22 protein-coding genes and 1 other annotated feature (1 of these 23 running past the window's edge) are annotated in these 26,248 nt (G+C 45.4%); of the genes, 3 read left to right on the top strand and 19 right to left on the bottom strand.

All coding sequences use genetic code 11. The annotated features are described in order from the left end of the window. Positions 1 to 105: a binding site (T-box leader), on the bottom strand (it extends 114 nt beyond the left edge of the window). 199 nt (positions 106 to 304) lie between these two features. Continuing rightward, the gene (locus tag B0H94_RS09855) at positions 305 to 529 is read left to right on the top strand and encodes a hypothetical protein (protein WP_106589096.1); all 225 of its coding nucleotides are present in this window, start codon (positions 305 to 307) and stop codon (positions 527 to 529) included. Here the strand turns inward: B0H94_RS09855 and B0H94_RS09860 are convergent. Together B0H94_RS09860 and B0H94_RS09865 are read right to left on the bottom strand one after the other, a co-directional pair. Then, positions 526 to 1,512, bottom strand: a complete 987-nt coding sequence (locus B0H94_RS09860) for a phosphotransferase (RefSeq protein WP_106589097.1) — start codon at positions 1,510 to 1,512, stop codon at positions 526 to 528. The genes B0H94_RS09855 and B0H94_RS09860 overlap by 4 nt on opposite strands. After that, positions 1,502 to 2,785, bottom strand: a complete 1,284-nt coding sequence (locus B0H94_RS09865) for a LysM peptidoglycan-binding domain-containing protein (RefSeq protein WP_106589098.1) — start codon at positions 2,783 to 2,785, stop codon at positions 1,502 to 1,504. Before B0H94_RS09865 ends, B0H94_RS09860 begins: the two co-directional genes overlap by 11 nt. Positions 2,786 to 3,029: 244 nt before the next feature. Here B0H94_RS09865 and B0H94_RS09870 point away from each other — a divergent pair, with 244 nt between their 5' ends. Next, complete coding sequence (locus B0H94_RS09870; RefSeq protein ID WP_106589099.1) at positions 3,030 to 4,319, top strand: MFS transporter; 1,290 nt, start codon at positions 3,030 to 3,032, stop codon at positions 4,317 to 4,319. 51 nt (positions 4,320 to 4,370) lie between these two features. Here the strand turns inward: B0H94_RS09870 and hemL are convergent, their stop codons facing one another. Genes hemL through hemA form a run of 6 tightly spaced genes read right to left on the bottom strand, consistent with a single transcriptional unit; the run spans position 4,371 to position 10,657 of the window. Continuing rightward, positions 4,371 to 5,663, bottom strand: a complete 1,293-nt coding sequence (gene hemL, locus B0H94_RS09875) for a glutamate-1-semialdehyde 2,1-aminomutase (protein WP_106589100.1) — start codon at positions 5,661 to 5,663, stop codon at positions 4,371 to 4,373. A 43-nt stretch (positions 5,664 to 5,706) separates the two neighbouring features. After that, positions 5,707 to 6,684, bottom strand: coding sequence for a porphobilinogen synthase (gene hemB / locus B0H94_RS09880; RefSeq protein WP_427909946.1), 978 nt, complete (start codon positions 6,682 to 6,684; stop codon positions 5,707 to 5,709). Beyond that, positions 6,684 to 7,436 carry a uroporphyrinogen-III synthase gene (locus B0H94_RS09885; RefSeq protein ID WP_106589102.1) on the bottom strand — a complete coding sequence of 251 codons (753 nt, stop codon included), beginning with the start codon at positions 7,434 to 7,436 and terminating at the stop codon, positions 6,684 to 6,686. Before B0H94_RS09885 ends, hemB begins: the two co-directional genes overlap by 1 nt. After that, positions 7,433 to 8,368: a hydroxymethylbilane synthase gene (hemC, locus tag B0H94_RS09890; protein WP_106589103.1), complete on the bottom strand. Its 936-nt coding sequence runs from the start codon at positions 8,366 to 8,368 to the stop codon at positions 7,433 to 7,435. The genes B0H94_RS09885 and hemC overlap by 4 nt, the downstream gene beginning before the upstream one ends. Before the next feature lie 17 nt (positions 8,369 to 8,385). After that, positions 8,386 to 9,216 (bottom strand): cytochrome C assembly family protein, encoded by an 831-nt coding sequence (locus B0H94_RS09895; protein ID WP_345789042.1) that lies wholly within the window; start codon positions 9,214 to 9,216, stop codon positions 8,386 to 8,388. 16 nt (positions 9,217 to 9,232) lie between these two features. After that, a complete protein-coding gene (gene hemA, locus B0H94_RS09900; RefSeq protein WP_106589104.1) occupies positions 9,233 to 10,657 on the bottom strand; it encodes a glutamyl-tRNA reductase in 1,425 nt (474 codons plus the stop codon). 271 nt (positions 10,658 to 10,928) lie between these two features. On the opposite strand from hemA, the gene B0H94_RS09905 reads away from it, so the two are divergent. Then, on the top strand, positions 10,929 to 11,411 hold the full coding sequence (locus tag B0H94_RS09905; protein ID WP_106589105.1) for a LiaF transmembrane domain-containing protein: 483 nt from the start codon (positions 10,929 to 10,931) through the stop codon (positions 11,409 to 11,411). A gap of 65 nt (positions 11,412 to 11,476) precedes the next feature. Here the strand turns inward: B0H94_RS09905 and yihA are convergent, their stop codons facing one another. The 11 genes from yihA to ilvC form a co-directional block, all read right to left on the bottom strand. Then, positions 11,477 to 12,067 carry a ribosome biogenesis GTP-binding protein YihA/YsxC gene (gene yihA, locus B0H94_RS09910; protein WP_106589106.1) on the bottom strand — a complete coding sequence of 197 codons (591 nt, stop codon included), beginning with the start codon at positions 12,065 to 12,067 and terminating at the stop codon, positions 11,477 to 11,479. A gap of 3 nt (positions 12,068 to 12,070) precedes the next feature. Beyond that, a complete protein-coding gene (gene lon / locus B0H94_RS09915; RefSeq protein ID WP_106589107.1) occupies positions 12,071 to 14,389 on the bottom strand; it encodes an endopeptidase La in 2,319 nt (772 codons plus the stop codon). 287 nt (positions 14,390 to 14,676) lie between these two features. Then, entirely contained in the window at positions 14,677 to 15,957 is a 1,281-nt protein-coding gene (clpX, locus tag B0H94_RS09920; RefSeq protein WP_106589108.1) for an ATP-dependent protease ATP-binding subunit ClpX, read from the bottom strand. A gap of 389 nt (positions 15,958 to 16,346) precedes the next feature. Then, a complete protein-coding gene (tig, locus tag B0H94_RS09925; RefSeq protein WP_106589109.1) occupies positions 16,347 to 17,669 on the bottom strand; it encodes a trigger factor in 1,323 nt (440 codons plus the stop codon). A gap of 114 nt (positions 17,670 to 17,783) precedes the next feature. Then, positions 17,784 to 18,830 carry a tetratricopeptide repeat protein gene (locus B0H94_RS09930; RefSeq protein ID WP_106589110.1) on the bottom strand — a complete coding sequence of 349 codons (1,047 nt, stop codon included), beginning with the start codon at positions 18,828 to 18,830 and terminating at the stop codon, positions 17,784 to 17,786. Positions 18,831 to 18,883: 53 nt separating this feature from the next. Then, positions 18,884 to 20,299, bottom strand: coding sequence for a sodium/glutamate symporter (locus tag B0H94_RS09935; RefSeq protein ID WP_106589111.1), 1,416 nt, complete (start codon positions 20,297 to 20,299; stop codon positions 18,884 to 18,886). Positions 20,300 to 20,461: 162 nt separating this feature from the next. After that, positions 20,462 to 21,049 carry a 3-isopropylmalate dehydratase small subunit gene (gene leuD / locus B0H94_RS09940; RefSeq protein WP_106589112.1) on the bottom strand — a complete coding sequence of 196 codons (588 nt, stop codon included), beginning with the start codon at positions 21,047 to 21,049 and terminating at the stop codon, positions 20,462 to 20,464. 38 nt (positions 21,050 to 21,087) lie between these two features. Further along, positions 21,088 to 22,500, bottom strand: coding sequence for a 3-isopropylmalate dehydratase large subunit (gene leuC / locus B0H94_RS09945; RefSeq protein ID WP_106589113.1), 1,413 nt, complete (start codon positions 22,498 to 22,500; stop codon positions 21,088 to 21,090). Between the two features lie 41 nt (positions 22,501 to 22,541). Beyond that, positions 22,542 to 23,621, bottom strand: coding sequence for a 3-isopropylmalate dehydrogenase (gene leuB, locus B0H94_RS09950; RefSeq protein WP_106589114.1), 1,080 nt, complete (start codon positions 23,619 to 23,621; stop codon positions 22,542 to 22,544). A 24-nt stretch (positions 23,622 to 23,645) separates the two neighbouring features. Continuing rightward, positions 23,646 to 25,196: a 2-isopropylmalate synthase gene (locus tag B0H94_RS09955; RefSeq protein WP_106589115.1), complete on the bottom strand. Its 1,551-nt coding sequence runs from the start codon at positions 25,194 to 25,196 to the stop codon at positions 23,646 to 23,648. After that, entirely contained in the window at positions 25,183 to 26,199 is a 1,017-nt protein-coding gene (gene ilvC, locus B0H94_RS09960; protein ID WP_106589116.1) for a ketol-acid reductoisomerase, read from the bottom strand. The genes B0H94_RS09955 and ilvC overlap by 14 nt, the downstream gene beginning before the upstream one ends. Between the last annotated feature and the right edge of the window lie 49 nt (positions 26,200 to 26,248).

Here is a 26,248-nt window from a genome sequence, read left to right on the forward strand (position 1 = left end):
GCTCAAGGGCGACCTTCCATTCTCCCTGCTCGAAAAGCCTTTCAGCCACGGACTTTCCTCTCTGCCAGCGGGTGGAATGTACTCCTCCCTTTTCAACGCATTACATGTAACATTCTATAGTTATTTTACTCAGCACCGTTTATTACGTCAAGATTTCCCGGGAAATCTTGACGAATGGCGGGCAACTTTGTACATCATCTTTCATACAATAAGAACACAACTTATTTAAAAACCAGCAAAGACAAAGCATAATGCCGGATTAAATTTTGAATAATACCCTACGCTCTATAACGGAGGTTTCAACATGAAACGTTTCGGACGGCCCGGCGGCTATTACGGAGGTAAAAAACGCCATCGAAAAAAACACCGTTATCCGCCATGGTTTTACTGGTGGAAAATATGGCTTGCCCAGCTGCTCATTCCAGTGATCTGCTTCCAATTATTTCGTACATTAATCTTTCCAACCACGTTTGATATCATTCTGCTCGGACTGCTTATTTTGTTCTTTTTATATTGTTTTACAGGTTAATACATCTCAGGCAGTGCATGATCGATCCACTGCATTCTTCGTTGGCATCGTAGAAACAACAGCTCCAGCGCCTTTGTTCGTTCATGTTCTTCAATACGAGGGTTTCTTAACAACCTCTCCGCTTCCGCTACAGCAGGTGTCGGGCTCAATACCATCGCGCGTAGCAACTCTTTTTCTTCGCGCAGAAGTTCAAAACGTTGTTCGTATGCACCCAGCCAGCCGGCACCTTCGGCTGTAACCGCCTCAGGAGACTCTGCCATCCTACGTAAATAACTCGTTAAATCTTCCAACGGATGCCCATACCGCGACTTCTCCCAATTAATCAGCCGCGCTACATTTTTATGATCTACTAATATATGATCAGGCTCATAATAGCCGTGGATCCAGCCGCGACGTTGATACCCTCTGCTCTGCAAGTAAGAAAGCCAGCTTTGAAAAGCGTCGCGTCCCCGCTTCATCATAGCCTGTAACAACGGATGATTCGTTAAAAAGACATAGCCGGACGGGCGGATGTAGTGCTGTCGCTCTTCTTCATATAAAAGCTTTTCAAGCTTCTGGTTATATGCCGCTACAGCCGCCTTACGTTCACTTTCATAACGCGTAATTGCACCTTCACTTAGCGCGTTTTGCCGCATCGTATACCTATGAAAACGACCTAGCATGTCCAAAGCAGCATCAGGCTGCGCCTGCCGGCTGTCACCAACTACCGGCATGACATAAACGTAGCGATCCGGCGCAGCCGCAAAATGCAGCCATTCATGATTTCTCCCGGACTCCGGTATCACAGCAGCATGAATCCGATGACGCTGCAACTGACGCACCCGCTTCTGAAATGACTGCTTCTCTACAAGTGTAAATGAAGTGTTTTTCACTGCATAACGGCGGTTTTCATCTTTAAAAAAATGAGTTCGCCCGCAAGCTCCATCGTACGCTGCGTGACATCCATAAGCACCAGCAAGCAGGCTTGTTAAATCATTCTTCATAAACCGAAGAAGCAGTCAGACGTGGCGATTTTTGTGGAATATAAAGCAGGTCTCCTTCGGTCACACGTTCACTACTAAGTTTATTCCAACGAAGAAGCTGGGCTGTACTAATATTATAACGCTCTGCAATCCGCTCGAGCGTCTCATTTTCTTGTACAATACAAAGGCAGAGTCTCGTAAAAGATTCTTCTTCTTCCTGCATTGCGAATATTTTTGTTAAATCACTGCGATCTTCATCCTCATCTTCCTCTTCTTCGTTATTTGGCTCAGGAGATTCACTCACTTCTGATTCAGCCACAAGCTGCTCATTTTCTTCTGTTGTCCATTGATCTGCGCGATCTGGGAGCGTTTCAGATGCATGAAAACTTAACGGCTGACTACTAATTGTGACTGCTGCTGAGTTATCGTCAACGTCTTCTAAGTGATCCGCTTCAACGGTATCTTCTTCTGCCTCTTCCGCTGTGTCTTCTTGGCGTTCAGACGATTGTACAGCTTTTTTTTCATCATCAGCTGGTTCAAGATCGATCACTTCAAGATTGTTGGATGGTTCATCAGCTAGTTCATCTTTATCTCTTTCTCCCTCTTCAAATGTTTCCGTTGGCTGCACTTCTTCATTTGCATGGCCTGCTTCATTTTGTTCCGTTTCATCAACTGCTGCTATCGCTTCCTTATTTTTTTCTGCAGATGCTGAATCGTTATCGTTGCTTATCGTTTCTTCACGCTTTGGCTTTGGCTCTGGCTCAGTTTCAGCTTGCACCCACTCTTCATCTGTTTCTTTATGCACTACTTCAGCTTCTGCAGGTGTCATTGCAGGGGGCTCTTGTAAAGTTTCGGTACCGCGATCTTCAGTTCGCAGACCAGAAATTGTTACATCAGCAGTCATTTGAATGCAATTGTTGGCCGGAAGTTCATAATCAAAACTGTCGATTTGAATATAAACGTCTTCAAGGCGCTCAATCCGCTGCAAAGGAATGGTAATATCGACAGGGAAGAAATGCTGTAAACTGTACGTATCGTCATCATTACGGTACGAGTGCTCTATCATTTGCGGAAAAACAGCTTCTTCATCAGATGTGTAATCTTCTTCTTTTTCATATGTGCCTGTCAGCCGCAATCCCCCGCTAATGATGATATCACTTTCATGCTCCTCTACAGCAATATCCGGCTGCAGCTCTAAAGAAAGTAACGCCCGGACCGCTGCTTCGTCTTCAAGCCACACCGATTCCCGCAGAGTAAACGAAAGCGCAGACCCGGATTGCTCTTCATTTGCCATATAATTGGCCTCCTTTTCACCATCTGCTTATTGAAAGCAGTTAATCTCACTCTCAATCTATGCGGAGGCTTCAGCTTGTATGTTCACGAAACGAGAGAATTGTGCTTGTTTCCAAAGACTGCTAGCATAAGTTTAGAAAGGAACACATTAGACGACTTATGCAGCAACTAAATATTTTCAACCGAACATAGCAATAACCGGCCTTTACACTGAAATGAATCTTACAAATTAGGAGTCTATATGTATGGCACAAAACCGCTCAGAAGCAGATAAGCTGCCGGTAAACCCACCGTTTTTTTATGGCTGGATCATTGTAGCTGTTGCTGCTTTAACCGTTTTCTTTTCTGGGCCGGGGCAAACGTACAGTATTTCTGTCTTTATTGATGCCTATGTCGATGACCTCGGCTGGTCGCGTACAACAATTTCTAGTCTGTACTCTGTGGCAACGTTAGGCGCAGGGTTTACATTATTTTTAATTGGCCGACTTGTCGATAAAAAAGGCCAGAGAATGATGACGGCTGTAATAGGAACGTTGCTTGCACTCGCCTGTTTTTGGAATGCCATACTTATTGGCCCAGTCATGATGTTTATCGGATTTTTTATGCTGCGTTTGTTTGGTCAAGGCTCAATGACGTTGATCCCGAATACGTTAATTCCGCAATGGTTTGATCAATTACGCGGTCGGGCCATCAGCTTTATGACCTTGGGCGGCTTAGTTAGTGCAGCAGCATTGCCGCCGATGAATTTGTTTTTGATTAATAGTTTTGGCTGGCGGAGTGCGTGGATGTTTTGGGGCATTATGTTACTATTGTTGTTCGTCCCTGCAGCATGGTTTTTCATCCGCAATCGACCACAGAACGTCGGTCTACTTCCGGATGATGCTGGTGCCGGTAAAGAAGGCAAAGAACTCGCTGATGCTGAAAATCATGCGCAGGCACAGTTTGATGCTTCCTTTACATTACAAGATGCGCTGCATACAAAAGCCTTCTGGTTTATTTTATTTTGTGCTGCTGTTCCGTCCCTTGTAAACACTGGAATTACGTTTCATTTATTTTCAATTATGGCTGAACGAGAGATCCCTCGCACGGCCACGGCATTTTTATTAAGCCTTATGCCAATTGCTGCATTTACATTTACACTCGTATCAGGCTTTATTGTTGAGCGGGTTGCACCGCGTAAACTATTTGCGGCAGCTTTTCTTTTAAAAAGCCTGCTGCTTGTATGGCTCGTCTTTGCTGATGCACTTTGGGCAGTTGGATTATATGTCATTTTATGGGGTGTATTCGAAGGAACAACAAAAATATGCAACAATATTATTTGGCCGAATTATTTTGGTTTAGCTCATTTAGGCCGGCTCCGGAGCCTTGCAACAACTGCCATTGTCATCGGGTCAGCACTCGGTCCACTTCCGTTTGGTTATGCATTTGATGTATTTAATAGTTACAATGAAATTCTTCTATTAATGATTTTACTCACAGCAACAGCGATGATATTGGCATATGCTGCAAAACCACCGTTGAAACAAGAACAATAACATATATGAAAGCCTGCCTCCAAAGACGGAAGCAGGCTTGTTTTTATTCGTTTAAGATTTGATTTGCTGAAATGCGCGGTCAGCGGCTTCTACCGTTTGATCAATTTCATCATCCGTATGCACGGTAGACAAGAACATTCCTTCAAACTGTGACGGTGCTAAATGTACACCTTGCTGCAGCATGTGGCGGTAATACTTCGCAAACATATCAAGATCTGAAGAACGAGCCGTATCAAAGTTGGTAACTTCTTGATCAGTAAAGAAGAAACCAACCATGGAGCACGCCCGGTTAATATGGTGCGGAATACCGTTACGCTCTGCTGCTTCACTTAAATTATCTGCCAAACGTTTACCTAGACGATCAAACTCCCGGTAATCTTTTGGTGTGACCTGGTTCAATGTTTCGAAACCAGCTGTCATTGCGAGCGGATTGCCAGAAAGCGTTCCTGCTTGATAAATCGGACCGTCCGGGGCAATATACTCCATAATATCTTTACGACCGCCATATGCACCGACCGGCAGGCCGCCGCCGATAACTTTCCCGAGGCAGGTTAAATCAGGTGTAACACCTAATGCACCTTGGGCACATTCAAAACCGACACGAAATCCTGTCATCACTTCATCAAAAATGAGCAGGCTGCCGTGCGTTTTTGTAATGTCCTGCACGCCTTCAAGGAAACCTTCCTGCGGCGGAACAACGCCCATGTTACCTGCAACCGGCTCAAGGATAACAGCTGCGATATCATCACCGTATTTTTCAAAAGCAAGCTGCAAGCTGTCAAGGTCGTTGTAAGGTACAGTCAACGTGTTTGAAGCTATCGACTCCGGTACGCCGGGGCTGTCAGGTAAGCCAAGTGTTGCAACACCTGAACCTGCTTTAATAAGCAGGCTATCACCATGACCATGATAGCAGCCTTCCATTTTCAAGATTTTGCTCCGACCGGTAAAACCGCGGGCAAGGCGGAGCGCACTCATTGTCGCTTCGGTACCTGAGTTTACCATGCGTACAACATCAATGGATGGTACCCGGGAGATGACAAGCTCCGCAAGCTTCGTCTCCATCTCATGCGAGGTGCCAAAACTTGTCCCAAGCTCTGTCATATGCTTTAACCGCTCTACAACATGCGGGTGGGAATGACCAAGCAAAAGAGGTCCCCAAGACATGACGTAATCAATGTATTCATTGCCGTCAAGATCGTAAAGGTAGGCGCCCTTTCCTTTTTCCATGTAGAGGCCGTGATCGAGGCCAACCGAACTGTAACCCCGTACTGGACTGCTCACCCCGCCGGGCATTAATGGCTTTGCTTTTTGATAAGCTTCTCGGGATCTTTCAAAACCTTCCATTTTGATTCCTCCTAATGAAAACTTTTCATTTTGTGGGTCAAGATCAGCTTTCTGCCAACCAGCGCGCAGCGTCTTTGGCGTGATACGTTAAAATTAAATCCGCCCCTGCCCGCTTCATACTCAATAATTTCTCCAGAACTGTTTCCTGTTCGTTGATCCATCCTTGCAAGGCAGCTGCTTTCATCATGGCATATTCCCCGGAAACGTTGTAAGCAACCACCGGCAGATTTGAGGTGTTGCGCAGATCACGAATAATATCCAAATAAGAGAGTGCCGGCTTAACCATTAAGAAGTCTGCACCTTCACGCTCATCAGAATCTGCTTCGCGCAGCGCTTCAAGCCGGTTGGCCGGGTTCATTTGATACGTTTTCCGGTCACCAAACGACGGAGAACTATGTGCTGCATCACGAAACGGTCCGTAAAAAGCGGAAGAAAACTTCACAGCATAAGACATGATCGGAATATGCGCAAAACCAGCATCATCAAGGGCTTCGCGGATTGAAACAACGAAACCGTCCATCATGTTTGATGGTGCGATCACATCCGCCCCGGCTGTTGCTTGAGAAACTGCAGTTTTCGCAAGTAATTCAAGTGATGCATCATTTTGAACGTAGCCATCTTCTAAAACACCACAATGACCATGATCACTAAACTGACAGAGGCATGTATCTGCACAGACGACAAGTTCTGGATGACGCTCTTTAATATGCCGTACAGCCTGCTGCACAATCCCATCCTCTGCATAAGCAGAGCTGCCACAAGCATCTTTATATCCCGGGACGCCAAATACCATTACAGATGGAATCCCTAGGGCTGCAATGGCGTCCAATTCTTCATTTACCCGATCTAACGAATATTGAAAAACATTCGGCATCGATGGAACTTCGTTTTTAATATTTTCTCCTTCAACCACAAACAGCGGTGCAATAAAATCGTCCGCTGATAGTTGTGTTTCCTGCACCATATTGCGCAAACCACGTGTACGACGGAGCCTGCGATGGCGGTCAAATCCTTCTGTCATTATGTCTCACCCTTACGTATATGTTCAAGCTGGTGCAGAAGGCCTTCAGCAGTATACGGCTCAGCCGTATTTACATGCTGAAAACCGGCTTGCACTGCCTTCTCACTCGTTGTCGGACCAATGCATACGACTGGTAACTTCAGCTCTTCAGGTTTTTCCTCTGCTAGTTGTGTAAAAGCAGAAACGCTTGACGGGCTGGCAAATGTAACAGCAAACAAATGAGGATGCCTTAACTCCTGCTGCAGTGTCCGAGCAGATGTCTCATTTACCACCGTATCATAAAGTGCGAGCTCGCGTACGCTCCGCCCGGCAGCATGGAGCCGATTAAAAAGCACAGGCCGTGCTTGACGGCTTTTGGGCAGAAATATTTCTGTACCAGGTGCTGTTTCTGCAATTAACGCGTCAGCTAACGTCTCTGCATTGTAACGCTTAGGAACAAGGTCCACTTGAATGCCTTCAGCCTCAAGAGCATTTTTTGTTTTTTCTCCGACAGCGGCGACACTCGTATGTATCAGCTTGGCTGCACTTCCGCCTGCTTTCATAAAAAAAGTGACGGTGTTTACGCTCGTAAATACAACCCAAGTGCTCGCTTGAATGTTTTTCCAAAGCTGGGCTTTTGACGAACGATCTAGCACCCCTTCCATACGAATAAGCGGCACTGCTGCCGGTATATACCCGCATTGACGCAGCAGTGCCGAAAGAGAAGCATTTTGATGCGCTGCTCGAGTCACGAGCACTCGAGGTAACGTCATCCTTCATTCAGCTCCGCTTTCACTCGCTCAATGATGGCTGTGCCTCCTGCTTCAGCAATCCGCTCAGCTACTGCTTTACCGACAGCTTCAGCATCATAGCCGGTTTCAGTTTCTTTCAGCAGCTTTGTACCATCCGGTTCACCGACAACGGCATTTAATGTTACTTGACCGTCTGCCTCCAAATTAGCAAAGCCGCCAATCGGTACCTGGCAGCCACCTTCTACGGCATGAAGGAAAGCACGTTCAGCCGTTACACGTTTAGCTACTTCTTCATGGTGGAGATGCTTGAGTACGTCCTGCATCCGTTCATCACCTTTACGAATTTCAATACCAAGGGCTCCCTGCCCGACAGCAGGAATACACATCTCTGGATCGAGAAACTCTGTTACGATATCATTTGTCCAGCCCATACGCTGCAAACCGGCCGCTGCAAGTACAATCGCATCGAATCCTTCTTCGCGAAGCTTACGTAGACGTGTTTCAATATTCCCACGCACCCAGTGCACTGTTACATCCGGACGTTCAGCAAGAATTTGAGCGGAACGACGTAATGAGCTCGTGCCAACGACGGCACCTGCAGGTAGTTCGTGAAACGGCACATGGCCGTTTGAGATTAATACATCCCGCGGATCTTCGCGCTCAGTGATCGCTCCGATTTCAAACGGCTCTTCAAGAGCAGACGGCACATCCTTCATACTGTGCACCGCCATATCAATGACGCCATCCTCTAAAGCTTTTTCAATTTCTTTAACAAACAAACCTTTACCGCCGACTTTGTTTAACGTCACATCGAGAATTTGATCCCCTTTTGTAACGATTTTTTCCATCTCAAACGTATATGGAAGTTCAGCCGCCTGCAAACGTTCAATCACCCATTCCGCCTGCTTAAGCGCCAGATTACTTTTTCGTGTTCCTACAACAATCTTATCCATGGCACAGCCTCCTTGCGTTAATACCAAAAATGAAACTCTGTTAATTCATCCGATAAAAAATAATTAATCAGAACAAGCAGAAAACCAGCGAGATTCAACAACGCTAAACTGTAACCCCGCCGGTTTCGCACAGCCCGCTCATACATGTAAATGCCGTAAACAATCAAAATCAAAAGTGAACCGAGCACCTTCGCATCAAACCATGGCAGCACCGGCAATTGAATGTATGCCCAAACAAACCCGAGAATCACTCCAAGCAGTAAAAATGGATAAGCGAGCACTGTCGAAGCGAATGCGAGTTTTTCCAGCCGCGGCAAACTTCCGAACCGAGTTAAACGACTGCTCCAGGCTTTTTGTTTGAGCATCCGGTTTTGAATCGCATACATACTTGAAAATGCAAATGCTAAAGTGAAACCTGCATAAGACAACAATACAAAAGTAATATGAATGATGAGCAGCTCTGAAACGAGCAGGTTTGTCAGTTCTTCAGGCACATCGCCACTTGGTACGAACAAGCTGAAAGCGAGCATAATAAAACCGATAATATTCGTAAATAAAATTAAGAAATCAATCCGAAAGAAAAAGTTCAGCACAAGCGACAAAGTGACAACGAGCCAGGCAAATAAAAACAATCCTTCAAACGGTGTAATCACCGGCACTCTATCGAACGCGATGGCGCGGATGACAAAAAACAACGTCTGCAAGACCCATACAATAGAAAGCAACCAGAAGGCGATTCGGTTCACCTTCCGGTTGTTTTGAATAAAATCGATAAAGTATCCAAGGACACTTATGCTGTAAAGCAGGATCGTTAATATATATATCACGTTCGCTGCAGTTGTCATCATAGCTCCGCTCCTTTCCTCAGGAACGGATGGCGACGTCTTTTGCGTACGCATACGGCAGCCAGACGGCGCCTTTCTGATTAGGCTGCTTCGCTTCTTTTAACTCATTCAATTTTTCTTCCTGTTCAATTGCATCCGCTTTTAGTTTGGCAGCTTCCGCCATCTTTGCGGTTTCAACTTCCTCTTCAAGCCCGAAGACTTCCGTGAAAAACGCAAGCGATTCAGCGGCGTCTTCTGTAGCCGCGATCTCTTTCGCACGGGTAATCGGCTCGCGAAGCATTTGGTTCACAATACTTTTCGTATGCTTTTGCAGCACTTTCTTTTCACGATCACTTAGATCCGGAAGTTTTCGTTCAATACTTTCCATCGTTTCTGCTTGAATACTAAGCGCCTTAGAGCGTAAAGCAGAGATGACCGGTACGACCCCGAGCGTCTGCACCCAATCTTTGAAGACATTAAGCTCGACTTCAATCATCTCTTCAATTTTTACTGCTTCTTTTTTGCGCTCCTCCAAGTTTTGTTCAACGATCCCTTGCAGATCATCAATATCGTACAAATAAACATCATCCAACTGCCCAAGTGCAGGGTCTAAATCACGAGGCACAGCGATATCGACCATAAATAACGGCCGGCCTTTACGTTTCTTTTTCGCTTGTGCCATCGTAGTTTCATCAATCACATAAGCATCGGCTCCTGTTGATGAAATCAAAATATCAGCCTGCTGTAATGTGTCAGACAGTTTGTCCATGCTTTTTGCTTCACCAAGAAAGCGTTCTGCAAGTTCTGCAGCCCGGTCATACGTCCGGTTAAGAACACTAATTTTTGCAGCACCGCTTGACTGCAGGTGCTTAGCTGTTAACTCGCTCATCTTTCCTGCTCCGAGTACAGCAACATGCTTGTCTTGAAACGAACCGAGAATCGTTTTGCCAAGCTCAACTGCGGCGTAGCTCACAGAAACAGCATTATCGTTAATTGCCGTCTCAGAATGCGCGCGTTTCGCGAAGGTTATAGCCTGCTTAAACAGTTCGTTGAAAATCGTTCCTGTCGCTCCTTCTTCCTGAGCGCGCTGAAAAGCCTCTTTTACCTGTCCGAGAATCTGTGTCTCCCCAAGCACCATTGAATCCAGACCGGATGCCACACGCAAAAGATGGCGTACCGCTTCATCATTTTCTCGAATCGCAAGCGAAGACTCAAAATAAGACACCGGCTCATCGAACCATTCCGAAAGAAATTTCTTCGTGAAATGGCGGCCGGTGTGCAGCTGGTCCACAACAGCATATATTTCTGTTCTGTTACATGTTGAAATAATCGTACATTCAAGTACGCTTTTCATCTGCCGCAGTGTGTGTAAAGCCCGGGATTGATCTCCTTCATCAAATGCAAAATTTTCACGGAGTGCCACGGGGGCTTTTTTATAATCTAAACCTGCTACAATAATATGCAAACCTGCCACCCCCAACAAGGTTGAAAACTTCGTGTTCTACGAATTAAAATACTGAATGCTGTACGCTTGTCACTTTATACTTATCTCTACGCTTATTTACAATAGTTATTATAACATGTCCAGTGCATCGTGACCAAAATCCAATTGTGAACAGAATCTGACACGTTATAATAGAGAAGATGATTCTTTATGTACACCTTCCATCAGCAATAACATTTATTACTTCATGTTGAATGATTGTGCGCTTTATTACGAAAGGAGTGTTTATGCTTTGAATCCCCGCGGACTACTACCCGGTTTACTTTTAATCGGGGGTGGCTTGTTGATCCTGCTTACAGACTGGGGTACTCTTGATGCTCACCTGCTGTTAACCTGGCCCACATTTTACTTACTGATCGGCATTGCTTTGTTTATTCAAGGTACAACTGCCGGTAAAGTACCTGAAAGCATCTTTGCTGGAACTTTATTTACCGCTATAGGCATTCACTTTCATGCTGTCGAATTTGGTCTATGGCCGCATCACACTGCGATCTTTTTACTTGTTATTGGTGCCGCCTTTTTTATGGTTTATGCAGTTACACGACGCGATGGACGAAATGCCGGCATTTTCTTTTTTCTTGCAGCTGCCGGCGTCTTCTTTTCAAATCAGATCCTAGAATGGCTCGGTACATACCGTGAGCCTGTTGAAAGCTTCTGGCCTTTACTTTTCATTGCCGGCGGCTTTGCCTTCATCTTTTTCTCTAGACGCAAATAACGTGAAACAGCCGGAGAGCAAGCAGCTTCTCCGGCTCTTTCATTTTCATTCTGCCGGTTATCGTTCTACTCACGGCGCATTTTACGTTCAATCGCCTGCCACGCTTCAGTCATACCCTCTCCAGTTTCTGATGAGAATAAAATTAATTCATCCTCCTCTTCCGGTTCAAGGGTTTCACGTACTTGCTTTAGATGACGAGGCCGTTTCGTTTTCGGCACTTTATCCGCTTTTGTGGCGGCGATAATAACCGGAATTTCGAAGTGTTTTAACCAATCATACATCGCAATATCATCTTTGGTCGGTGCATGACGTACATCAATAATTAATACGACACCACACAGCTCTTCACGGTTTTGCAAGTAGTTTTCAATTAACCTGCCCCAGGCTGCCCGCTCACTTTTTGAAACTTTCGCATAGCCATATCCCGGCACGTCGACAAAATAAAAAGCATCGTTAATGTTAAAAAAGTTTAACAAGCGTGTTTTTCCTGGCTTGCCAGAAGTGTACGCTAAATTTTTACGCCCGAGAAGTTTATTGATAAACGATGATTTACCAACATTAGAACGTCCGGCTAAAGCAATTTCCGGCTTCCCTTCATCAGGATATTGATCTTGACCTGCTGCACTAATGTAGAGCTCCGACTTTTTTACTTTCATGATTTATTCCCCCAGCGCTAACTCTAAAACTTCATCAAGATGACTGACAAAGTGAAAGGTTAATCCTTCACGCACACTTTCTGGTACGTCTTCTAAATCTTTTTCATTATCTTTTGGCAGGATGATTGTAGATAATCCAGCCCGGTGCGCACTCATTGATTTTTCTTTAATTCCACCGACCGGAAGCACCCGGCCACGAAGGGTGATTTCACCGGTCATGCCCACTTCTCTATAAACTTTCCGCTCAGTTAAAGCAGAAATCAATGCTGTAGCCATCGTAATCCCTGCAGACGGACCATCTTTTGGTGTTGCTCCTTCTGGCACATGGATATGAATATCATTGTTTTCATGAAACTGTGGATCAATATTCAGCTCACTTGAACGCGAACGAATGTAGCTGAAAGCAGCCTTGGCTGATTCTTTCATTACATCACCAAGCTTACCGGTAAGGGTTAAGTTCCCCTCTCCTTTAGCAAGTGAAACTTCAATTGAGAGTGTATCACCACCGCCTGCTGTATAAGCTAAGCCTGTAGCAGCGCCAATTTGGTCTTCAGCCTCGATTTGTCCATAACGGTGCTTCGGTCTCCCCAGCATATCCTCAAGTGTGTTGACCGTTACGACCACACGTTTTTTTTCACTAGAAACAATCATTCTTGCAGCTTTACGGCAGACGGTTGCGAGCTGGCGTTCTAAGTTACGTACCCCTGCTTCTTTTGTATAATGACGAATGATTTTTAAAAGCGCATCGTCCTGGACTTGCAGCTGCCGGCCGTTTAAACCGTGATCTTTCATCTGCCGGTTTAGCAAGTACGTCTTTGCAATTTCTTTTTTTTCGACTTCCGTGTAGCCCGCAATCGAAATGATCTCCATCCGATCGAGCAGGGGCTCAGGGATTGTACTGATGTTATTTGCTGTCGTTACAAACATGACTTTTGATAAATCGTACGGTTCTTCTAAGAAATGATCACTAAACTGATGGTTTTGTTCTGGATCCAGCACTTCAAGCATCGCTGAAGACGGATCGCCACGAAAATCACTTGCCATTTTATCAATCTCATCTAACAAAAAGACTGGATTTTTCGAACCTGCTTTTTGCATCCCCTGGACGACCCGCCCCGGCATGGCACCGACGTATGTCCGGCGGTGACCGCGGATTTCTGCTTCATCGCGTACACCACCAAGCGACATCCGGACGAAGTTACGGTCTAGCGAACGTGCAATCGAACGAGCTAAAGAAGTTTTTCCTACCCCGGGAGGACCTGCGAGACAGAGAATCGGCCCTTTTAACTCCTGGGTGAGTTCTTGGACCGCCAAATACTCAAGTACACGCTCTTTAACTTTATCTAATCCGTAATGGTCTTCATCTAAAATGCGCTCTGCTCGCTTTGTATCAAGGTGATCGGTCGTTTCTGTCTGCCAAGGCAGGCTGACGATCCACTCAATATAATTACGAATCACTGAGCTTTCGGCAGAGCTTGCTGGAACTTTTTCGTAACGACCGAGTTCTTTAAAAGCTTTTGCTTCCACATTTTCCGGCATTTCAGCTGCTTCAATTTTTTCCCGCAATTCTTCAACTTCGCCCGACTTGCCGTCTTTTTCGCCAAGTTCTTTTTGAATCGCCTTCATCTGCTCACGTAAGTAATATTCTTTCTGGGTCTGCTCCATGGACTGCTTGACGCGCTGACCAATTTTTTTCTCCAGGCCAAGCACTTCTTTTTCATTATTTAAAATGTCCAGCAGTTCCTCTAAACGTTCAGTAACATCAATCAAGGTAAGCAGCCGCTGCTTTTGTTCAATTTTTAAAGGCAGGTGTGATGCAACAATATCGGCTAGACGTCCCGGCTCTTTAATGTCTTGAACCGAAGTAAGCGTCTCATTTGTCACTTTCTTAGACATCTTTGTATACTGCTCAAACTGTTCGAGTACATTGCGCATTAAAGCTTCTTGTTCTGCATCCGGCTCTTCAGTTTCACTATCGAAAACCGTTGTTTCAACCTCAAGATATGAGTCCTGGTCCGTGAAGTTTTCAATTCTGGCACGGTTTAAACCTTCAACAAGAACACGAATTGTTCCATTTGGAAGGCGGAGCATCTGCTTAATGTAAGCGAGTGTGCCAAAGTGATATACTTCCTCCTCACCAGGGTCGTCAGTAGAAACATCAACTTGACTCGTCAAAAGAATTTCTTTATCTTCAACCATGACTTTTTCCAACGCTTCGACGGACCGCTCCCGGCCGACATCAAGGTGCAGGACCATCGTTGGGTATACAAGCATTCCACGAAGCGGGAGAAGCGGAATCGTCCGCTGATTACCTTTGCTCATTGTGCCACCTCCATAAACTTGTTGGCATACGTCTATAGACGCATCGATTATGTATATTCATCACTTGATAAACAACAGCTGCATCTCATTTTATCGCACGTCTGTACCCCTGTCGAATTGCAGTAAACAAACAATTTTAGTTTTTGAAACCACGCTATGTAGTATCAACAACACGGCAGTAGATATACGCACGCGTCGTATAGAAAAGAGGCTGTCCGCCCGGTAGTTTCAGCCCGGACTATGGGACAGCCTCTTTATTCATACAGACACCTTGTAAATGATACCGCTTAGGCGCTTTCCTGTGGCTTAAACTCTACCTCATTCCCGTTTTCATCTTGGAGAATCGGGTGAGACTCGTTTTTCACACTTTCGCCTGTAATAATGCATTTTACAATATTCTCTTCGCTCGGCAGATCATACATGACATCAAGCATTAAGCCCTCAATGATGGAGCGCAGACCGCGGGCACCAGTATTACGTTCAATCGCTTTTTTGGAGATTTCACGCAGCGCTTCTTCAGTAAATTCAAGTTCGACATCATCAATTTGAAGCAGCTTCTGATACTGCTTAACAAGCGCATTTTTTGGCTGCGTTAAAATATCGATTAACGCGTCTTCATCCAATGGCTTCAAGCTTGAAATCACTGGAAGACGTCCAATCAACTCTGGAATTAAACCATAGCGGAGCAAATCCTCAGGCTGAATATTTTCAAGGTATTCGCTCTCATCAAGCTCAGCTTTTTCAGAATCAGAACCAAAGCCAATAACCTGTTTACCAAGTCGGCGCTTAACAACATCACTGATACCATCAAACGCACCACCAACGATAAAGAGTACGTTGGTCGTATCGATTTGAATGAATTCTTGATGAGGATGCTTACGTCCACCTTGTGGAGGTACGCTTGCAGTAGTGCCTTCAAGAATTTTTAAAAGCGCCTGCTGAACACCTTCACCTGAAACGTCGCGCGTAATTGATGGGTTCTCAGACTTACGAGCAACTTTATCAATTTCATCAATGTAAATAATACCTTTTTCAGCTTTTTCCACATCATAATCAGCGGCTTGAATTAGTTTCAAAAGAATGTTTTCAACATCTTCACCAACATAACCTGCTTCTGTAAGGGATGTAGCATCAGCTATCGCAAACGGTACATTTAAGATTCTAGCTAAGGTTTGTGCCATTAACGTTTTACCGCTTCCTGTAGGGCCGATCATACAAATGTTACTTTTAGCTAACTCAACTTCATCTGTCGTAGCTGAGGCTCCTTTAACTTGACCATTACCAACACGCTTGTAATGGTTATACACAGCCACTGCCAGTGACCGCTTAGCGCTATCTTGACCGATTACATAGTCATCCAAAATCTCGTTAATTTCCTGGGGTTTTGGAATTTCTTCGAGTTCGGTTTCTTCTTCTGTGCCTAATTCCTCTTCTACAATTTCTGTGCACAACTCAATGCACTCATCGCATATATAAACACCTGGTCCTGCTACCAGCTTACGTACTTGATCCTGCGTTTTCCCGCAAAAAGAGCACTTCAACTGCCCTTTTTCTTCACTGAATTTCATGAATTCTCACCCCTTCTATGGTCATTGTACATCATTTTCCGTCAATACGTACAATTAAACGCTGACTAACACTAAGAGTTGCTGCGCATAACTGCACATGTTACACAGTTGCCTTCTCAATTGTTACTGCATTGTATCACACGCATTACACTTGCGTACAAGCAGAAGGCTTGTGCTCTTTCATTACCCTATGTATGCACCGGAAAAAGATTGCCCGTTTCATTAAGGTTGCCCGAAAAAGACAATTTTCAAACCATACCGGCACAAATCATTCATTAGAAAAATAAGGCCACCGTTTCCACTACCAAGAAGCTTGGCAGTGTTTGAAAACGATGACCTGAGATTACGCGGGTGCTTGCGGTTTAATAGCTTGCCGCAGCTTTTTACAATTATTGTTCTGCTGTTTGTTCTTCTTGTTGTTCAACAAGTTTGCTGTTTTCTACTAGAACATCGATTGCCTTTTGGACGCGCAGGTCATTCTTAAGCATATCATTGCCACCCTGCATCTGTACAAGGCTGCGGATTTCTTCTTTATCGCGCTGATACATTTCTGCCATCTTATCCAATTCATTCTCGATGTCTTCTTCAGATACTTCCACGTTTTCAGCTTCAGCGATCGCTTCAAGAACAAGGTTCATTTGAACGCGCTTTTCAGCTTCCGGCTTGAACTGTTCTTTCATACCATCTTCGTCCGTTCCAGCGAACTGATAGTACATGTCTAAGCTCATGCCTTGAGACTGCAGACGCTGGCCGAACTCTTGAAGCATACGGTCAGCTTCAGTTACGAGCATTGCATCAGGGATGTCAATCTCTGCGTTATCGGATGCTTTTTCAACAAGGGTATCTTTAATATGATTTTCTTTTTCCTGCGCTTTTTCATTTTCAAGACGCTCTTTAATCTGCGCGCGCAGCTCGTCAAGCGTTTCTACTTCGTCACTTGCATCTTTCGCGAACTCATCGTCAAGTGCCGGGAGCTCTTTACGCTTCACTTCGTGCAGTTTCGTTTGGAAAGTAGCTTCTTTACCAGCAAGCTCTTCAGCGTGGTACTCTTCCGGGAACGTTACAACAACATCTTTTTCTTCGTCTGCTCTCATGCCGACGAGCTGTTCTTCAAAGCCTGGGATGAACTGCTCGGAACCAACTTCTAGAGAGTAGTTCTCCGCTTCGCCCCCTTCGAAAGCTTCACCGTCAACAAAGCCTTTAAAGTCGATGACAGCAGTGTCGCCGTTTTCAACTGCGCCGTCTTCTACAACGACAAGTTCAGCGTGCTTTTCCTGCTGTTGTTTAAGCTCTTCTTCAACATCTTCGTCATTAATTTCAGTGTTCATGTCTTCAACTTCAAGACCTTTATACTCGCCAAGCTGAACTTCAGGCTTCACAGTAACTGTTGCTTCAAATACAACGCCCTGCCCTTGTTCAATTTCTTTAATATCAACATCCGGCTGATCTACCGGCTCAATACCTGCTTCATCTACTGCTGCAGCATACGCTTGTGGGAGGATTGCATCCACCGCGTCTTGATAAAGTGACTCTACGCCAAAGCGCTGTTCGAACACTTTGCGAGGTACTTTGCCTTTACGGAAGCCTGGAACGTTTACTTGCTTACGAACTTTTTGAAAAGCCTGATCGAGGCCTTCATCTAATTTTTCTGCGTCAACATTAATTGTAAGGACGCCTTGGTTACCTTCTTTCTTTTCCCATGTTGCAGTCATTTATAGGTCCCTCCAAGTTTCATAGGTAGATTTTCGGTCAACTTTACAACCACTATATTATAACATACACCGGTTGCTTTTCAATAAAGCAGCAAAGGTTTCTTATAAACGAATTTACAATGGAAAACCTGTTTCTTCATTTAATTGGTGAATGACACGAAGCAGATCCTTTACACGAATTTGGTCTACATCGTACTTTCTAGTTAAATCTTCAAAACATGGAAGATCTCCGTAGTATGTTAACGCCTCGTAATGAAGGGCAGCAAGCCATTCATCATCTTCTGCTTCTGCAGGGGGAAACGGAAAAGCTTTTAGTAATGCTTGATACCAAATTTGAGATGCTGCCTCATAAAGTGTAATATTGTCTGCTTCCAAATGGTTTTGTAAAGCAGTAAAGACCGGCTCAGCCCAAGGTGCATTCTCTAACCGGCCGATGTTTGCAGGTACGAGTTTCGTTGTTCCCTCGGCTTTTATCACTTCAACCTCTTCATTAACTTCCCAGTCTCGAAGCAGAAACAAAATGAATGTTTTAATGACCGGTGACAATTCATCTTGAACGAGCAAATGCCCAAGCCGTGCTTTCACTTCTAAGGATGGATATTTTTTCAATATTGATAAAGCCTGCCACTGCTGCGGAGCTTCTCCTTGTTCAAGCTGTAACAGTGTTTCTTCCGGGAGGACTGCGTCATCTGGATCGAGCATTTCATCTTCAGACGAACCTTCCGTTAAATTTTGATTGAAATCTTCACCCATCATTCGGTTAGCTAATTCCATCATCTCAAAAAAGTACTCTGCCATATCAGCAGGGTACTGCGTTTCCTGCTGTACAGCCTGCAAAGTGCTCACAACTTCTTCATAGGAACCTTGCTGCATTAATAATGTAATATAGAGCTGCATCACTTCAAAATAATCGGCCCGGTCCTGCTGAAGCATCTTAAGAGCCAAAGCGATACCTTCCTCAACATGACCGCTCTCTGTATACGTTAACAAAAGACCAACTGAAGCCTGCTCGTTTGTTTCGTCCCATGCTAAAGCCTGCTTAAACTTTTCAATTGCTTCTGAAAGCTCGCGGCTTCGAAAATGCTCCATCCCTTGCTCTACAAGCCGCTCGAGTGAACCTGGAAAGTGGACAATGTTCTGTTGACGCTCGTTATCTTTCATTGATCGGCGCCTCCTTTAGCAGCATCCTTCTCGTACAGAGCGCTCAATTGTTATCACTTCGTTTTGTTCGGACCAAAAGCAACAACACCTAAAATCCAAAAACCAGCCATTAAAATTGTAACACCGATTAACACCGGAATTGGGCCAAATTGAATAATGAACGGAATTGAGGCTGCGGTAAACAGTCCGCCGCCGACTACCGGTTCAAATAAAATTTGTTTATAACCGAAGGCATTCATCGCCGGTGTTTTATTATCAGGGTCAGCAACTCGCATTAATAATAAGCCTGTTGCAGCTACACCCATGGACTGTCCAAGATCACCCATTCCCCGTTCAAACCAATAGTTTGGGATCATCCGTGGTGCGAGGTAAATAAACGCAATTACATTCCACATGATCCCCGCTGCACTTAAGATGATAAATGGTACAAAATATGTGCCAAGCACAGATAAGGCGAGGGTTGCAAGTGCACTGACAATAAGAAGGTCAAGTGCAAGGCCTTGAATTCTTAAAACCATTCCACGGTCTACAGTGTCGTATTTATCAAAAGCTGTTAAAAATAGCTGTAAGAAAATACCGCCGATCATGGCAAATGGGAAAAGCGGCATATAAGCCATAAGTTCAACATCTGTCCATGCTCCCCAAGTTACCTGCTCAAGTTGCTGCAGCCCGGTGAGCATGAGCCAACCTGTGAAAATCGCAATGCCCACATAAGCAACATGAAGCGATAAAGGCTCAATGGACATTGGGGAGGTTGTAAGCTGGCCTGCTGATTCACGCTTATGGTGTTCGACAACACCTACTTGCTTTTCAAGCGAAACTTCACCTGGATGACCAAGCACTTGTGTTTTTCCCCGGCGCGTTGCCCAGTTAATTAAAATTACCCCAGTAATAACACCGGAGAGCACCCCCACTGTTGCTAAACCTACGGCTAAATCATAGCCTTCCGGAAAACCAATCTGTTCAAAAGTTCCTTCAAGACCAGCTGCTGTCCCGTGCCCGCCAACAAAACCAATTTCGATTAAAGCACCAGCTGCCGGCGGCAGACCGTACAGCGGACTTAAAACGAGTAAAGCAAGTAAAATCCCGACTACATACTGGCCCCACGAGAGCGTGTAACCGAGTGCAATTTGCGGACCGCCTGTTTTCCAAATTTCTTTTGGTTTCGGCAGTATAAAACCAATAAATAAGCACGCAAACACAACATTGATTAACAAACCTGGTAAAGAAGCCCATACCTCATACATGTCCTCTGTAAAAAAACCGTAGTTGAACATTTCATTCCCTGTCACGGCAGTAATCATTCGTCCTAAAACTTCAGGTCCGAGTAAAAGCGCAATAAACCCGCCAATTAATGAACTCGGCAAAAACAGCTTCTGCAGTGTAGAAGACTGGAGCCGTACCCACTTACCAAAAACTAAAATTAAACTTAATACAACGATCGCCATCCCGATCATATCTGCTGACATTCACATCACCTGCTTCTTTTCTAATGTTGACTTTGGAATGCTTATGTAAGGTCGAAGCACCTTCATGAGGATATCACGAAGCCTTAAGTGACACCATGTTTTTTTCAAAAATCGTAAAAAAGCAGGGCACCACGTAAGGCACCCTGCAGCGGTAATGATGAATTACGCATTTACCTGCTTTTCATACGCATCGATGTGTGCTTCATATTCTAACGTAATCCCGATCTCATCGAGACCTTTCAATAGCATATTACGCAAGTAATCGTTAATCTCAAATGTTGTTTCAAAACCGTGATCATCAGAGATTTTCTGATTCTCCAAATCAACAGTTAGTTCATAAACTTCATCTTTGCCATTTTCCATTAACTGATATACTTCATCTTCTGGTAAACGGATCGGTAAAATGCCATTCTTGAAGCAGTTATTGTAGAAGATATCTGCAAAACTCGGTGCGATAATGACTTTAAATCCGTAATCATCAAGGGCCCACGGTGCATGTTCACGCGATGACCCGCACCCGAAGTTATGATCAGCAAGTAAGATGGTCGCACCTTCGGCTGAGGGTTGATTCAACTCAAAGTCTTCATTGTCAGAGCCATCAGCGTTAAAGCGCCAATCATAAAATAAAAACTGGCCAAAACCGGTGCGTTCCACACGCTTTAGAAACTGTTTTGGAATGATCTGGTCGGTATCTACGTTTACACGATTCAAGACACCTACATTCCCTTTGTGGACAACAATAGGTTCCACGTTGCTCCCTCCCGTTTCACTTAAAATTGTTATCGTGATTAAACTGTTGCTTTATCCAGATCGCGCACATCAACAAACGAGCCTGTGACAGCAGCAGCTGCTGCCATCGCCGGGCTGACAAGGTGTGTGCGGGCGCCTTTACCTTGACGGCCTTCAAAGTTCCGGTTTGACGTGGAGGCACAACGCTCCCCTTCAGGGACAAAGTCCGGGTTCATACTTAAGCACATACTACAGCCGGATTCACGCCATTCAAAGCCGGCGTTTTTAAATACTTCATCTAAACCTTCTTTTTCTGCGCGGCGCTTAATCTCTTGTGAACCAGGAACAACCATCGCGCGCACACCCGTTGCTACCGTCCGCCCGTTTGCAACAGCGGCTGCTTCACGCAAGTCACTGATACGGGAATTGGTGCAGGAACCAATGAAAACATGCTCGATTTCGATATCGGTCATTTTGGTGCCAGGTGTTAAATCCATATACTCTAAAGACTGCTTAATCGCCTTGGCTTCTGCAGGCGTATTCCCGTCTTCAGGTGCTGGTACCGTCTCATGGACGCTTACACCTTGTGCAGGATTTGTCCCCCATGTGACCATCGGCTCAATTTCCTGGGCATCAATGACGTAAGCTGCATCATATTCAGCACCTTCATCGGTCGCATATGAAAGCCATTGTTCAGCCTGCGCTTCAAAATCTCCGCCTTCTTCTACAAAACGGCGGCCTTTCAAGTAATCGACAGTTACTTGATCAGGGCTGATCAACCCAGCACGAGCACCAGCTTCAATTGACATATTACAGATTGTCATCCGCTCTTCCATCGTTAAGCCGCGGATGGCTTCACCTGTATACTCAATGACGTGTCCTGTGCCAAAATCAACCCCAAACTTGGAAATAATCGCTAAGATAATATCTTTAGCTGTAATGCCGTCCTGCAGTCGGCCCTCAACACGGACTTCCATTGTTTGTGGACGAGACTGCCATAAGCTTTGGGTCGCAAGAACATGCTCTACCTCACTTGTACCGATACCAAAGGCAAGCGCACCAAACGCACCATGTGTAGATGTATGACTGTCACCACAGACAATGGTTTTACCCGGCTGGGTTAAACCGAGTTCGGGGCCGATAACGTGAACAATACCGTTATTCGGGCTGTCGATATCTGCAACTTCAATTCCGAATTCTTCACAGTTGGCAGACAATGTTTCCATTTGTTTTTTTGCAATCATGTCACTGATACTCGTCCGGTCCTGTGTTGGTACGTTGTGGTCCATTGTGGCAAACGTACGGTCCGGACGGCGAACGTTACGCCCGCTTAAGCGCAGCCCTTCAAATGCTTGTGGTGACGTTACTTCATGCACCATGTGTAAATCGATATATAATAAGTCCGGTTTACCTTCTTCTTCAAGAACTGCATGGCGGTCCCAGATCTTTTCGACGATCGTCTTCGGTGCCATCCTGATTCCCCTCCATTATTGTTTTTCTCTGCTTCGTCGCGTCAGCTGCTTTTTACGTGACGGACAACAGCTTCTGTCATCTCTTCAGTTGTTGCAACTGCTTCACCTTCACCAGCAATATCACCAGTGCGTAAACCTTCAGTCAATACAGCTTGCACAGCGTTTTCAACCGCTTGCGCTTCATCAATCATACCGAAGGAATACTTCAGCATCATGCCGGCAGAAGCGATCGTTGCAAGCGGATTGGCTTTTGACTGCCCGGCAATATCAGGGGCAGTACCGTGTACAGGTTCGTAAAGCCCCGGGCCGTCACTGCCGATACTTGCTGATGGCAGCATCCCTAGTGAACCTGTAAGCATCGAAGCTTCATCGCTCAAAATATCACCGAACGTATTTTCTGTTACCATTACATCAAACTGCTTTGGATCGCGGATCAGCTGCATCGCTGCGTTATCCACAAGCATGTGTTCGAGGGTGACATCCGGAAATTCTTTTGCGACTTCTTCTACAACTTCCTGCCAAAGGCGGCTCGTTTCCAACACGTTGGATTTATCAACAGAAGTCACATGACTGCGGCGTACTTTTGCAAGTTCAAATGCCTGACGGGCAATGCGCTCAATTTCAGAACGACGGTAGCTCAATGTATCAACAGCTTCCTCTTCACCACCTGCTTCGCGGCGCTCTTTCGGTTCACCGAAATACAATCCACCTGTCAGTTCACGAACAATCATTAAGTCGACACCATCAATCACTTCGCGTTTTAAAGTCGATGCGTCATTTAAACTTTCATGGCCGCTTACCGGGCGGAGGTTTGCAAACAAGCCGAGCGCTTTACGGATGCCGAGAAGCCCGGCTTCTGGGCGCTCACTTCCTGGAAGGTGGTCAAAATCTGGATGACCGACAGCACCAAGGAGAACACCGTCTGCTGTTTTACATGCTTCTACAGTAGCTTCCGGAAGCGGATTTTCATGCTTACGGATTGCTTCTCCGCCAATCGGTGCATATTGAAATGTGAATTCATGATTAAATGTTTCCCCAACTGCGCGGAGCACTTTTTCTGCTGCCTGAACCACTTCCGGGCCGATCCCGTCACCCGGAAGTACTGTAATCTGCTTTGTCATGTCGCTACCTCCATCATTTACACGTTAGACTTCTAAAGTTTCCGCTGTTTCCATTCCTTCAGCGCGGCGGCTTAAGATGCGGTTAACCGCGTGAATGTAAGCTTTAGCTGAAGCTTCAAGAACATCGTGGGCTGTACCACGTCCTGGTGCTTCTTCATCATTTAAGCGCACGGTAACAAAAACTTCAGCAAGTGCATCTTCTCCACCGGTGATCGATTGAATCCGATAATCTTTTAAAGTGATCGCATCTCCAACGATCCGCTCAATGGTATTATAAACAGCTTCTACACTGCCGGAGCCGGTTGCAGCTTCTTCTACAACTTCTCCATCAGGCGCTGCGACTGTTAATGCAGCTGTCGGGATATTGTGTGTGCCGTAGTTTACCTGCAGAGACTGCAACTCATAATGGGCTGTGCTTGAATCAAGCTTCTCTTCAGTCATAAGCGCAAAAATATCTTCATCGCTCACTTCTTTTTTCTTATCTGCAAGGGCTTTAAACGCTGTAAACACACGCTTTACTTCTTCTTCGGTCGTGTTGTGATAACCAAGTTCCTTCAACTTTTCTACGAAAGCGTGACGGCCGGAATGTTTACCGAGCACCATCCGGTTGGATGATACACCAACAAGTTCAGGTGTGATAATTTCGTAGGTGGACTTTTCCTTCAACATACCGTCCTGGTGGATACCAGATTCGTGAGCAAAAGCGTTATCACCGACAACAGCTTTATTGTTCGGTACCTGCATCCCCGTAACACGGCTGACAAGGGCACTCGTGCGTTTGACTTCATTTAACGTCAAGTCTGTCTTTGCTTTGTAGTAGTCACCACGGATGTGCAGGGCGACTGCAATCTCTTCAAGCGAAGCATTTCCTGCACGCTCTCCAATCCCATTAATTGCACATTCAACTTGATCCGCACCGCCTTCAACAGCCGCAAGCGAGTTAGCAACTGCCATACCTAAATCATCGTGGCAGTGCGCAGATAAATTTGCTTTTTCAATGTTGCGTACATTTTCTTTCATATACGTAAACATTTCTTGAATCTCTGCTGGGGTGATATAACCAACCGTATCCGGCAGGTTAATTACTTCTGCACCAGCATCAATGACCTGTTCAGTAATACGAACGAGAAAATCCCAATCGGAGCGGCATGCATCTTCTGCTGAAAACTGCACTTTCGGGAAACGCTGGCGGGCGTATTTTACAGATTCTACTGCGTTTTCTACGACCTGATCCGGTGTCATACCAAGTTTATACTTCATATGCACAGGCGACGTCGCCAAGAATACGTGCAGCCTCGGTTCAGCACCGTTTTTTAACGCTTCCCACGACACATCGATATCTTTTTGTAAAGAGCGGGAAAGCCCCGTCACCGAACTGTCGCTGACGAGGTCGGAAATCCGTTTCACAGCTTCAAAATCCCCTTTGGATGAAGCAGGGAATCCTGCCTCGATAATATCTGTACCGAGGCGTTCGAGCTGCTTACCGATCTCAACTTTTTCTTCAAAGTTTAATGATACTCCCGGAGACTGCTCTCCATCTCGAAGCGTCGTGTCAAAGACGTTAATTTTTCGCACGCTCTACTCCTCCTTTATTTTTCGCAAACGGCATCATTTCACGCAATTCGCGGCCGACTTGCTCGATTTGATGTTCGCTTTCACGGGCGTTGGTCGCGTTAAACTCTGGACGGTTCGCTTGGTTTTCAATGATCCAGCTCTTCGCAAAACGACCACTCTGGATATCTTCAAGAATGTCACGCATAGAATCTTTCGTGTCTTCTGTGATCACACGTGGTCCTGCTTGGAAATCGCCCCACTGTGCTGTATCAGAGATGGAGTGGCGCATGCCTTCAAGGCCGCCTTCATACATTAAGTCAACAATCAGCTTCAGCTCGTGGAGGCACTCAAAGTACGCAACTTCCGGCTGATATCCTGCTTCAACTAAAGTTTCAAACCCTGCTTTAACAAGTGCAGAAGTACCGCCGCAGAGCACTGCCTGCTCACCGAATAAGTCCGTTTCAGTTTCTTCCTGGAAGGACGTTTCGATGATGCCTGCACGGCCGGCACCGTTCTGCTTGGAGTACGCAAGGGCTACTTCACGTGCTGTGCCGCTTGCATCTTGGTATACAGCAAATAAACCAGGTACACCAGAACCGTCTTCATACGTGCGACGCACGATATGACCAGGTCCTTTCGGTGCAGCCATGAATACATCGATATCCGACGGCGGCTGGATTTGGCTGAAGTGAATGTTAAAGCCGTGAGCAAAAGCTAGTGCTTTTCCGCTTGTCAGTTCAGGCTTGATTTCATTTTCATAAACAACTGGCTGCAGCTCATCCGGAAGAAGAATCATAATCACATCTGCATGCTTCGTTGCTTCCTGTACTGTATAAACATTGAAGCCGTCTTCTTCTGCTTTGTTCCAGGACTTACCTGGGCGCAAACCGATAATCACATTAGAGCCGCTGTCACGCAGATTTTGTGCGTGGGCGTGACCTTGGGAGCCGTAACCTACCACTGCGATTGTTTTGTTTTGTAGAATTGCTTCATTCACGTCATTGTTATAATATGCTGTTGCCATTTGTACATCTCTCCCTTAATTTAATATCATTTGAATTTTATAGCGACGA

The organism is Salsuginibacillus halophilus, assembly GCF_003014715.1.
Taxonomy (GTDB): Bacteria; Bacillota; Bacilli; order Bacillales; family Marinococcaceae; genus Salsuginibacillus; species Salsuginibacillus halophilus.